This window comes from Cohnella sp. WQ 127256 (genome assembly GCF_024519285.1).
Classification (GTDB): Bacteria; Bacillota; Bacilli; order Paenibacillales; family Paenibacillaceae; genus Cohnella.
Genome location: NZ_JAMZCY010000010.1, coordinates 292298 through 304799 on the forward strand (window position 1 = coordinate 292298; position 12502 = coordinate 304799).

At 49.5% G+C, this 12502-nt stretch carries 9 protein-coding genes; all 9 read left to right on the forward strand.

The features are described from left to right. Positions 1–100: 100 nt before the first annotated feature. A complete protein-coding gene (locus M1K58_RS26135) occupies positions 101–1891 on the forward strand; it encodes an extracellular solute-binding protein (protein ID WP_256761825.1) in 1791 nt (596 codons plus the stop codon). A gap of 101 nt (positions 1892–1992) precedes the next feature. Further along, the gene (locus tag M1K58_RS26140) at positions 1993–2889 is read left to right on the forward strand and encodes an ABC transporter permease (protein WP_256761826.1); all 897 of its coding nucleotides are present in this window, start codon (positions 1993–1995) and stop codon (positions 2887–2889) included. 11 nt (positions 2890–2900) lie between these two features. Then, positions 2901–3779 carry a carbohydrate ABC transporter permease gene (locus M1K58_RS26145; RefSeq protein ID WP_256761827.1) on the forward strand — a complete coding sequence of 293 codons (879 nt, stop codon included), beginning with the start codon at positions 2901–2903 and terminating at the stop codon, positions 3777–3779. A 64-nt stretch (positions 3780–3843) separates the two neighbouring features. Next, a complete protein-coding gene (locus tag M1K58_RS26150) occupies positions 3844–5607 on the forward strand; it encodes a sensor histidine kinase (protein ID WP_256761828.1) in 1764 nt (587 codons plus the stop codon). Continuing rightward, positions 5600–7225 carry a response regulator transcription factor gene (locus tag M1K58_RS26155; RefSeq protein ID WP_256761829.1) on the forward strand — a complete coding sequence of 542 codons (1626 nt, stop codon included), beginning with the start codon at positions 5600–5602 and terminating at the stop codon, positions 7223–7225. Before M1K58_RS26150 ends, M1K58_RS26155 begins: the two co-directional genes overlap by 8 nt. A 169-nt stretch (positions 7226–7394) precedes the next feature. Next, positions 7395–8135 (forward strand): PrsW family glutamic-type intramembrane protease, encoded by a 741-nt coding sequence (locus M1K58_RS26160; RefSeq protein WP_256761830.1) that lies wholly within the window; start codon positions 7395–7397, stop codon positions 8133–8135. Positions 8136–8311: 176 nt separating this feature from the next. Then, positions 8312–8548: a hypothetical protein gene (locus M1K58_RS26165; RefSeq protein WP_256761831.1), complete on the forward strand. Its 237-nt coding sequence runs from the start codon at positions 8312–8314 to the stop codon at positions 8546–8548. Between the two features lie 419 nt (positions 8549–8967). Then, the gene (locus tag M1K58_RS29765) at positions 8968–9918 is read left to right on the forward strand and encodes an IPT/TIG domain-containing protein (RefSeq protein ID WP_256761832.1); all 951 of its coding nucleotides are present in this window, start codon (positions 8968–8970) and stop codon (positions 9916–9918) included. 44 nt (positions 9919–9962) lie between these two features. Beyond that, the coding region (locus M1K58_RS26175) for a beta strand repeat-containing protein (RefSeq protein ID WP_256761833.1) at positions 9963–12502 on the forward strand (2540 nt) is incomplete at its 3' end.

Below are 12502 nucleotides of genomic sequence, written 5' to 3' on the forward strand. Positions count from 1 at the left end.
TACGATTATCGATATTAAGTTAATAACCGAATATATACACAACCCTTCAATGACAACATAATTAAAAATGTAATATTAATACGATGAAAAGGGGTAGAACATGAGTCGTTATTTAAGATTGTTAACGCTTTCAATTGTGATTGGTTTATTGCCTATTTTAGCCGCTTGTTCGAGCAATAACAAAGCGGAATCAGCAAGCTCAGCGAAAAGTCCATCCGCATCGGTAAGTCCGTCCGCGACGGAATCCGGCAAAGCGGAAGAGCCGACGGATCCGAGGAGTCAGAAGTTCGACCCTCCGGTTACCATTACGACTGCGATCTTAGACGATGGCGCTGCAAGGGGTAATGCGTTCAAACCTGGCGAGTCCATGGAAGACAACGCGAATATCCGCTGGATGAAAGAAAATATGGGAATCAACGTCAAATTCGATTTTATCGTAACGAAACCGGAAGATTACGATACGAAGCTTCGCTTGCTGCTTTCCAGCGGCGCTAAGTTGCCTGATGCATTCGCGGCGGGGAACGATCCGCTGCAAAGCTTGCTCGCGGCCGGCAAACTGATGCCTCTGGACGATGCCATCGAGAAATACGCGCATCCCGAGTATAAGAAGCTGTTGGAGAAGTATAGTTACGCGCTGGGCGAAGTCAAGAAAGACGGAAAGATTTACGGCTTGCCAGCCTTCTTCATGGGTGACGAAGGCACCGTGATGTGGATTCGTAAAGACTGGCTTGACTCTCTTGGTATTCAACCTCCCAAAACTTTGGACGATTTCGAAAACGTTATCAAACAATTCACGGAGAACGATCCCGATAAGAACGGTAAGAACGACACGACCGGTCTAGCCGTACCGCTTAAAGAAGGGCCTTGGACTTGGATGGGTCAGACGGACGCGATCGTCGCCGCCCTCACCGATCAAATGATCAATACTTACGACGTGCGCTTGTTCTGGAACAAAGGTGCAGACAACAAGCTGAGCTACGGTGCGATCCATCCGGACGCCAAACTGTACTTACAGAAGATGAAGGACTGGATGAGCAAAGGCTATATGGATAAAGAAGCGGGAATCAAGGATCCGTCCAAGTCCTCTGAATTAGTAGCCAGCGGTAAGGCCGGCATCATGTTCGGACCTTTCTGGATGGGCGATTGGCCACTCGGAGATGCGACCAAGAACGATCCGAAAGCCGATTTCCAGCCTTATCCGCTTCCAGTCGGTCCGAACGGACTAGTAGGACGCGCGGAGAAACCGCTGACCCAGGGCTTCACGGTATTCAACAAAGACTTCGAAAATATCGAAGCCTGGTTCGCGTACTTCAACAAAATATTCGCGAAAAAATTGGAGATGGAAGGCGATCCTTACTTCGATCCGCGTTGGAAAGACGGTTACCACGAAGGGTACGATTACGTGAAGCTTGATGGCAAAGTCATCAAAAACAACTACGAGGCAGCGGGTGTCCCAGCAGAACAATGGCCACTGAAAGACGGCGGCACCATTGACATTAGATACATGATGACGAATATTCTCGGCAACTTTACGAGCATTCCGAACTCCAACGCTGCAGCGGTCAAGAAGTTTTTGGCTGATCCGAACGCCGAGCCCTTAACGGCTTTGGAATTCGACGTCAAGCAATTGAAGCAAAGACAACTTGACGCCGCTGGCGTTCGAGTTAACCAAGTCGTCAACGAAGGCAAAAACTATTTTACCGGTCCGATGACGCCAACGATGAAATCCAAAGGCGAGCTGCTGAAGAAACTCGCTACGGAAAGCTATCTCAAAATCATTTACGGAGAAAAACCGATCGAGTACTTCGACGAATTCGTCAAACAATGGCTGGATAACGGTGGCCAGAAGATTACGGATGAAGTTAACGAATGGTATGCGAAAAACCAGTAATAATGGCTGGATGTAACTGAAGAAAGAAATAATTGAAGACGGAGGAGAGGGCAGACTTGGCTCGCTCCTCCTCTATTATTCTGAGGATAGGGAGTTGCGTAATGGCTTTGTATTGGCGTAAAACTTGGCCGTTTCATCTGCTATTGTTGCCAGCCATAGCATTGGTCATCGTGTTTCAATATGTTCCTTTGTTCGGGGCCGTAATTGCTTTCCAAGACTTCGAGCCCTGGCTTGGGATCAAAGGCTCGCCTTGGGTAGGCTTAGAGCATTTCCGGTACCTGTTCACGTATCCGGATGGCAAGCAGATCATATGGAATACGTTAATCATTTCCGCTTGCAAGTTAATCGTGAATTTAATCATCCCGATCTTTTTCGCTCTGCTGCTCAACGAGGTCCGTAAGATGGCTTTTAAGAGAGTCGTACAGACGCTTGTCTATTTGCCGCATTTTTTGTCTTGGGTCATCCTAGGAGGAATTCTGATCGATATTCTGTCGACGGAGGGTGGAATCGTCAATCGCGTCCTGAATTCATTCGGCATCCAGAGCATCTTTTTCTTAGGTGACGGCGAGTGGTTCCGATTTACGGTCGTTCTCAGCGACGTATGGAAAGAATTCGGTTTTTCCGCGATTATTTTCCTGGCCACGCTGGTGGGCATTAATCCGGCTTTGTACGAAGCGGCCGAAATCGACGGGGCTTCCCGTTGGCAACAAATCAAATCGATCTCCGTTCCTCTTATGCTACCGATCGTCATCGTCGTTGCCACGTTGTCGCTCGGTCGGATTTTGGATGCTGGATTCGATCAAATTCTGAATCTATACAATCCACTCGTATATTCGCACGGGGATATCATTGATACGTTCGTCTATCGAGAAGGATTGAACAACGGACAGTTCAGCTTCGGAACGGCGATCGGACTCTTCAAATCGGCGATCGGCTTCATCTTGATCGTCATTAGCTATAGAATGGCTTTCAAGTTAGCCAATTACCGGATTTTCTAAGGAGGACGACCATGCGCTATCGCTCTAGAGGATATACCGTATTTACAGTCTCGAACACGATCTTTCTTAGCTTGCTGTCGCTGATTTGCGTTCTTCCTCTACTTCATGTACTTTCCTTATCTTTCAGCTCTCGGGCTGCGGCAACGGCGAATATCGTCAATTTCTGGCCGATTGGGTTTACGACGGACGCCTATGTGAAGACGTTGGGTAATGAAATGTTCATCCAATCCTTGTGGGTCGGCGTAGAGCGGACCGTGATAGGAACGGTGCTATCGATGGCCGTCGTAACGATGGCCGCTTATAGTTTATCGAAATCCGTCCACAAATTCCCGGGGCGTCAAATTTACATTTGGATTTTCGTCTTTACGATGCTGTTCTCGGGAGGGCTGATCCCTTCTTATATATTGGTAAGTAAGCTGCACTTGATCGATACGATATGGTCGTTGGTATTGCCTTCGGCCGTCAGCGTATGGAATATGATTCTAATGCTCAATTTCTTCCGGACGATTCCTCAGGAATTGGAGGAGGCTGCTTATATCGATGGAGCAGGTCATCTGAGGGTGCTGTGGAGTGTTTATTTGCCCGTATCGATGCCATCCATTGCGACGTTGTCTTTGTTTACGATGGTGTTTCATTGGAATTCATGGTTTGACGGCGTGATCTATATGTCCAACCCAGATGGGTATCCTCTTGCCACTTACTTACACTCGATGATTGTGAGTGACAATTTGTCCAGAGTCGGTGTAACATTGGCAAGTGTAGAGAATTTTTCCAATCGTACCGTTAAAGCAGCGCAAATTTTTATTGGGGCGCTGCCGATTTTGATCGTATATCCTTTCTTGCAAAAGTATTTCGTTAAAGGAATCGTACTTGGCTCGGTGAAGTCTTAGAGGAATAGGGTAGCGGATTTTAAACTATCGGAATCGCAAAATAGGGTCGAATCGGGTGAACTCCATGTTCAAAGTCATACGCGGAACGGTCGGCAAAATGAATATTTTCACGAAAGTGATGATCGTGATCGTCTTGATGCTCATCCCGATTATCGTCATATACGATTCTTCCAATAAGACCAGTACCGAAGTTGTCGAACAGGAGCTGCTTCAGGTCAACCTGAATCGGATCCGATTTTTCGTGGAGCAGATGGACGTCGAGGCGAACCGGTTATGGAGAGCCGCCTTCGTCGTCGCGACCGATCCAGATGCGGTGCAATTGCAGCTTAGGCCTTCTCCCGAAACGGCCTATACCTTGTTGGCATCGAAGAGGCTTCTGCTGCAGAAGCTGGATATGCAGTCTACCTCCTTCGAATGGGATAACGATTTTACCGTATATTCACCGCTTTCGGGTGTAGTCGTATCAACGAATTTAAAGCAAAAATACGACGCGGATTACTTCAATAACTCGAGTGAGCAGCGTTGGGACTATCGAGTGATCGATATGGATAGGGGATCGGAGAAAGCGTTCGTGCGGCATTTAATTACACCCTTCGAATTGTTGTCCAAACAGGGAGATCCGAATCTGTATGTCGAAGTCACTTTCTCGTCGGAAAATCTTGTGAAAATGCTTGAAAGCTTTATGCAAGGTAGTGTCGGACAAACTTTTCTTTACCATCCGGGTTTTGAATCGATCATGCCGCAGGAATCAAATCCCGAGCTGATCCATGCCATGGCAGAGCAATTCGATAAAATCAAAGCGAAAAACCCGACCGAAGGGTCTGTTAAGTTGACTTTTCATAATGAACCGTATCTTGTCAATTACGTAACTTCAACCTCGTTGGGATGGTATATGGTCGATTTTCAACCGATGAAACAAGTCCTTGAGCCCATCGTTCATAGTAAACGGATGTTCTATGCCGCAAGCTTGCTTTTGTTAGTTATGGGTGTTGCCTCCGCGGCGTTGCTGTACCGCAATGTACAACAACCCGTCAACGATCTCATCCGCGCGGTAAAATCGCTGAGGCGGGGCGTGTACGGTCATCGGATCAAGAGAGGGTCGAACAATGAGTTTCATTATTTGATCGAGCAGTTTAACCTGATGTCCGAGGATATTCAGACGTTAATCGACAAGGTGTACGCGGAGCAGCTTCACGCCAAAGAGTCCTCGCTCAAGCATTTGCAAGCACAGATCAATCCACACTTTCTATATAATAATTTCGCTTACATCCAAAGCATGGCGCAGCTTGAACGGACGAATGCGATCGTCTCCTTCACGCAACATTTGAGCCAGTATTACCGCTATACGACTAGGACGGAGCAACAATTGACTTCTTTGGCCGAAGAAATGGAATTGATTCGCAATTACTTGGAAATTCATCGGATGCAGTCTGAGCGTCTGCAAGTTCATGAACAGATCGATGATGACCTGATGTCTATTCTAATGCCACGGCTGCTGTTTCAGCCGCTTGTCGAGAATGCGATCATTCACGGTATGGAAGGTAAGAAAGGGAAATTCGAAATCGTCATCACAGGCAATCGAACCGAGGACGGCTGGGAACTCATCGTAGAAGACAATGGCGTCGGCATGCAACAGGAGGATTTGGAAGCATTAAGGCACTCCTTGCAGCAGCAGTCCAGCGCGGATCGCAGCCTAGGGCTGCGGAATGTTCATCAGCGACTCAGGCATTACTTCGGACAATCCTCTGGGCTTCTGATCGAACACTCATCTATAGGTGGACTTCGCGTGGGGTTGAGGATTAAGGATGGAGGAGATTCCAATGTTTGAAGTTCTGATCGTAGACGATATCCCCTCTCAGGTTGATAGTATCGCCGCAACGATTCCGAAAGACGAGCTTGGTATCGGGCGTATTCATAAAGCATTTTCCGGTGAAGAGGCTTTAAAGCTCTATCGGGAACAAAACATCCATATTGTCATTACGGATATACGGATGCCAGAGATGAGTGGGATCGAGTTGATTCGGGAGATCCGTGAATTGGGGCGTAAAGTCAAAATCATCGTGATTTCAGGGTATGCCGACTTCGAATATGCGCAAAGCGTAGTCCCGTATAATACATCGGGTTACTTGATGAAGCCAGTTAACCCAGACCAAATGCGAGAGACGCTAGGCAAATTAGCCGAAGAAATCGTTTGTGAGACGAAGCTGCACGAGCAGCAACAACGCGACGTATACGCTTTTCGGGAAAATTTGCCCGCGCTACGGGGAGAACTGCTGAATCGTCTGCTCTACGGCAATGGTATCCCTATCGCGGAGTTAGAACGGAAGTTTTTCCTATTAAACTTACCTTTCTCCCTGCAGCAGAATGTAGGTTTGTTCATTGTAAGGCTGGAGGGTAAGCTTCAAGAGTATGAAAGGTTGGATAAAGAGCTTATTGAATACGCAGTTACGAATATGGCGGAAGAATTGTTTCGTGACGCCTTCCATTTGTGTTTCTGCCGAGATCATAACGAATATCTCGTCTTTATCGTTTCGGCCAAAGAGGGAACCAACTCGAACGTACAGACCCTTCAGCATACGATGGACGTCCAGGCGGCTGCGCTTAAGAAAAAGGCGGAATCCCTCTTGAGCGGCAGCATTTCCGTTGTCCTGGCGGATAACTGGAAGCCGTTTCCCGAAGGTGTTCCCGGACTGTATCGATCGGTAATTGATGGAATTCGGCAAGTAGAAGAGAAGCGGCAAGGCGTATTTCTGCGGATCGCGGGCAATCTCGATCAGGCTCGAATCGGAACGCTAACATCGCTGTATCGACCTCCCCTCCTGATTCATTTGCTTGATACGGGGAACTGGGTACATGCAGAGGGGAAGTTAAGCGAAATTTTCGCCGAATTGAAAAGCGTGAACTATCCTCCCGAGCATGCCAATGAAGCGTATTTTGCCATTGCCAACGCCTATCAGTATATGGCGCACAAGAAAGGAAAGCTGCTCAGCGAGTTCGGCCCGTCCTCCTTCGGTCTCATGCCGGCCGCTCCCTCGCTTAATCAGCTAGAGAAGTGGGCGTTCCTTATGCTCCGATGTCTAAGAGCGCAATCGGAAGATTCTTTCGAGAAGCAGACGGGATTAGCCGACAAGGTTCATAAATTCATTGAGCGGAACATGAATGATAATCTTAATAATTTATCATTGCAGAGGCTTGCGGAGCACATCGGTCTTCATCCCGCCTACCTGTCAAGAGCTTACCGGGCAGAAACGGGAAACAATTTGAGCGAATATATTATGCGATACCGGATGGAATTGGCCTCATACTTACTGCGCAGCAGCGACAAAAAAATTTATGAGATCGCCCATATTTTAGGTTATCAGGCAGTGCCGCATTTCATTAAGCTGTTTAAGACGTTTACGAACATGACTCCTCAAGAATATCGCGATAACAGAGAGAGACACTGACGAGCATTCGTCAGTGTTTTTGCATAGAAATCTATCGCAAAAGTCGTTCTCAACGGGCGTAAAGAAAATATCCGAAATTATTATTACGTTTAAAAGACTCATTTTGTAACCATCGTTACAGAATCAAATAGCTATATGTAATAAAATTAGATGTATAATGCGAAGGGTAATGGCAGCAAGTAGCTTATTTTATCCTCATTTTTACATACTTACTGTGGTTAGGTTGTGGATTTGTCGGATTATCGTAGCGATTGTGGAGGAATGCTGTAAGCTGCTCGTTTTTTTCATTCTTTTGCGTAGGTATCAGGTTCGATTTTTGATGGATGCTATTGTGTTTGGCGCTGCGGCAGGTATGGGGTTTGCGGCGATCGAGAGCATATTGTATGGCTGGACAAATTTACAAACGGATTCTTCGTTAGAGATGCTCGTAGTCTTGTGGGTACGTACGTTGCTTTCTCCATTTGGACATGGTACGTGGACAGCGATTGCTGCGGTTGGATTATGGATGGGTTTAGCGAAGCATACGGCATTACATAATCAGCAACGTAATCAATGGACAAGAGTAGGGATGTTTCTCGGTTTATTCGCTATCTCCTTAGGCCTGCATACGTTGTGGAATTATTCATACGCATCGGGAAGTTTCAGACTACTTGCAATGAGAGCTGTTGGGGCTAGGGCTATTGGAATTGGTTTATTACTGGTGCTTATTCGACGTGGACGAAAGCTTGAATTCGGTACGTTACGTGCTCTGAACCCTGAAGATACGCGAGTTGAAGGCTCATCGAGTCACGCAGATTTGCTATGTACGGGGTGTGGCACGTATTCTCCGCCGAGTAGCCGATATTGTACGCGTTGCGGGCAAGCTTTGCGTATTCGAGCAACGGGCAAGTCAAGCGGCAGCGGATTATAACACCAGTGGGTTGCCGGCAAGGATAAATACGTACTGTTACAGGATTTTTATTCCTACACGTACGAAGGTATTGCCATTTTATGTCGAATAATGTTACATATTGTCGTTTGAGTGTGAGTGAAACAGATTAATAGACCATTCCAATGATGCAGAAGAATTGAAAGCGGAGGGCTTATATGTATCTAATTAAGAGGTTGATCGGACGGAAAACGATATCCGCGATCTTGGTATTCTCAATGATGTTGTCTTATTTTCCGGCAATTCCTGCGAAGGCAGCGACTCTTGGCACGGTAACGTTTACGTCAGGAGCCGTTTTCAGCGGAATCACCGTTACTGCGGGTCAAGGGGGCTCATCCGCGATTCCGGGCATGACGCTGCAAATCATAAGTGTCGATGGATACAGTTGGAGCTAGGAGCGGCCTTATAGCAAGTATGGTATTGCTGCAAGTTATAGCAACAGCGCATCATCTAGTCTAATTACAATAAAAAGCAGCGATTCAGCGGTCAATTTTGATTTTCAATCCTTTTTCGTTGCCGATTCTAGGGGCGGACCGATTACGGTAACCGAATACAATGATGGCAATTCCACCGGCTTTGTAAATTTGGATACCACGCTAAAGGGTTTGAGAATACGTTTACTCAAAGCAACGGGTTGACGGCATCCAGATTTCAAAACGTAGATGAGGTGCGTATTACGCCCCAGATTCCAGGAAATATGTGGATCGCCCTTAATGATATCCAAATCGGGAGCCCTGTGATCGCGACCGCGCCGTCGATCACCGGCCAACCGAGCAACTCTACTATTTCCGCCGGAGCGAACACGACTTTCTCCGTGACGGCGTCCAATGCGACGGGGTACCAATGGCAGGTGGATCAAGGCGCTGGATTTACGAACATTTCGAATGGAGCGCCGTATAGCGGAGCAACTACGGCGACGCTGACGATCACCGGAGCAACGGCAGGGATGAACGACTATATATACCGGGTTGTTGCCACCGGATTGGCAACGCCTGCCGCGACGTCGAACAACGTGTCGCTGACGGTGAACCCGCCGCCGTCGATCACCAGCCAACCGAGCGCCTCTACTATTTCCGCCGGAGCGAACACGACTTTCTCCGTGACGGCGTCCAATGCGACGGGGTACCAATGGCAGGTGGATACAGGTGCAGGATTTACGAATATTTCCAATACAGCGCCATACAGCGGAGCAACAACGGCAACGCTGACGATCACTGGAGCAACGGCAGGCGTGAACGGCTATGTGTACCGGGTTGTTGCCACCGGCTTGGCAACGCCTGCCGCGGTGTCGAACAGCGCGGCACTGACGGTGAACCCGCCGCCGTCGATCACTAGCCAACCGAGCAACTCTACTATTGCCGCCGGAGCGAACACGACATTCTCCGTGACGGCGTCCAATGCGACGGGGTACCAATGGCAGGTGGATCAAGGCGCTGGATTTACGAATGTTGCCAATGTAGCGCCTTACAGCGGAGCAACGACGTCGACACTGACGATCACCGGAGCAACGGCAGGTATGAACGGTTATGTGTACCGTGTTGTTGCCAGCGGCTTGGCAACGCCTGCCGCGACGTCGAACAGCGCGACGCTGACGGTGAACCCGCCGCCGACGATTACGAGTATTTCGCCGACGTCGGGTCCTACGTCCGGAGGCACGAGCGTCACGTTGACCGGTACGAATCTGACTGGGGCAACCGCGGTACATTTTGGTAAAGTGAAACCGTTATTCTTTCAAGTTTTACATGTTCAAAATCGCCATTTTTAAAGTTGCGCCTGATTATTATTCGATTATTAATGGAGGGCAATAATATGCGGAAAGAAATTAACAAATCTATCGCTTTTTTTCTATTTTTATTTGTAATCGTTTTTAGTGTAAACCCAGGCAATGTATACGCCTTACCCGGCGGTAGCGGCACAGGGGATGGTACCTATGATTTCGCTGGATCTTTAGGGGCTACGGACAGTAATGGACCGGGATTTAGAACTTTGGGCAATAAGTGGGGGGTTAGCAACGCAGTAGCGGTTGCATCACCGCAACTCTATAGTACGAATTCGACTCTTGGAGGCGCTGCAACGACAGTATTGAGAGCAGAAGGAGGCGCAGTAAATAAAACCTTCACTTTTAAAGACTTAGGAATTAGTTCTTATAATTCTACGCGTACTCTTTCTGCATTTACTGTTGTTTTGAAAGATATTACGGGTACGCAGATTGGGGCAGCAAAAACGTTGCCTGGAGATTATGCCCTCACTACTTCAATTACACAAATAAGTACTATTTTAAATGGCGGCGTTCCTTACAATATTGATAACGTAGCTTCAATTACAATTACAGCGCAGTATGCAACCTCTGCGCAAACGGACTTAAACTTCGAAAATATCACTGTTGCGAATATTAATGCTCTTATCGATACAACCGCGCCGACGTTGTCCGACGTAGGAACGAGCGTCGTAACGCCAAACACGTTGGCAGCGACAAGCAATGAAAACGGCACGCTGTATTTGGTCTTGAAATCGGCAACGATTACGAATCAAGCGAGCCTAGATGCGGAAGTTTCCGGCAGCAGAGGAAAAAGCGTAGCGGCAACGGCAGCAAGCGCCGCAGCGATTCCGACCACGGGATTAACGGCCGGGACGTATGCGGTCTATGCGGTCGATGCGGCAGGCAACGTATCCGCGGCATCCGCGGACGTAACCTTGACCAATCCGGACATCACCGCGCCGTCGATCACGAGCCACCCGAGCGCCTCTACTATTGCTGCTGGAGCGAACACGACATTCTCCGTGACAGCGTCGAATGCGACGGGGTACCAATGGCAGGTGGATCAAGGCGCTGGATTTGCGAATATTTCCAATGGAGCGCCGTATAGCGGAGCAACGACGTCGACACTGACGATCACCGGAGCAACGGCAGGGATGAACGGCTATTTGTACCGGGTTGTTGCCACCGGCTTGGCAGCGCCTGCCGCGACGTCGAACAGCGCGGCGCTGACGGTGAACCCGCCGCCGTCGATCACGAGCCACCCGAGCGCCTCTACTATTGCTGCTGGAGCGAACACGACATTCTCCGTGACGGCGTCCAATGCGACGGGTTACCAATGGCAGGTGAATACAGGCGCTGGATTTACGAATATTGCCAATGGAGCGCCTTACAGCGGAGCAACGACGGCGACATTGACGATCACCGGAGCAACGGCAGGGATGAACGGCTATTTGTACCGGGTTGTTGCCACCGGATTGGCAACGCCTAACGCGACGTCGAACAGCGTATCGCTGACGGTGAACTCGCCGCCGTCGATCACGAGCCACCCGAGCGCCTCTACTATTGCCGCCGGAGCAAATACGACATTCTCGGTGACGGCGTCCAATGCGACGGGCTACCAATGGCAGGTGGATCAAGGCGCTGGCTTTACGAGTATTTCTAATGGAGCGCCGTATAGCGGAGCAACGACGTCGACACTGACGATCACCGGAGCAACGGCAGGGATGAACGGCTATTTGTACCGGGTTGTTGCCACCGGAGCGGCAACGCCTAACGCGGTGTCGAACAGCGCGGCGCTGACGGTGAACTCGCCGCCGTCGATCACTAGCCACCCGAGCAACTCTACTATTGCCGCCGGGGCGAACACCACTTTCTCCGTGACGGCGTCCAATGCGACGGGGTACCAATGGCAGGTGGATCAAGGCGCTGGATTTACGAATATTGTCAATGGAGCGCCGTATAGCGGAGCAACTTCGTCGACATTGACGATCACCGGAGCAACGGCAGGGATGAACGGCTATTTGTACCGGGTTGTTGTCATCGGCGTGGCAACCGGCATGGCAACGCTTTCCACGACGTCGAACATCGCGGCGCTGACGGTGAACCCGCCGCCGTCGATCACTAGCCAACCGAGCGCCTCTACTATTGCCGCCGGAGCGAATACGACATTCTCCGTGACGGCGTCCAATGCCATGGGCTACCAATGGCAGGTGGATCAAGGCGCTGGCTTTACGAATATTGCCAATGGAGCGCCGTATAGCGGAGCAACGACGGCGACATTGACGATCACCGGAGCAACGGCAGGTATGAACGGCTATTTGTACCGGGTTGTTGCCACCGGCTTGGCAACGCCTGCCGCGACGTCGAACATCGCGGCGCTGACGGTGAACCCGCCGCCGTCGATCACTAGCCAACCGAGCGCCTCTACTATTGCTGCTGGAGCGAACACGACATTCTCCGTGACAGCGTCGAATGCGACGGGGTACCAATGGCAGGTGGATCAAGGCGCTGGATTTGCGAATATTTCCAATGGAGCGCCGTATAGCGGAGCAACGACGTCGACACTGACGATCACCGGAGCAACGGCAGG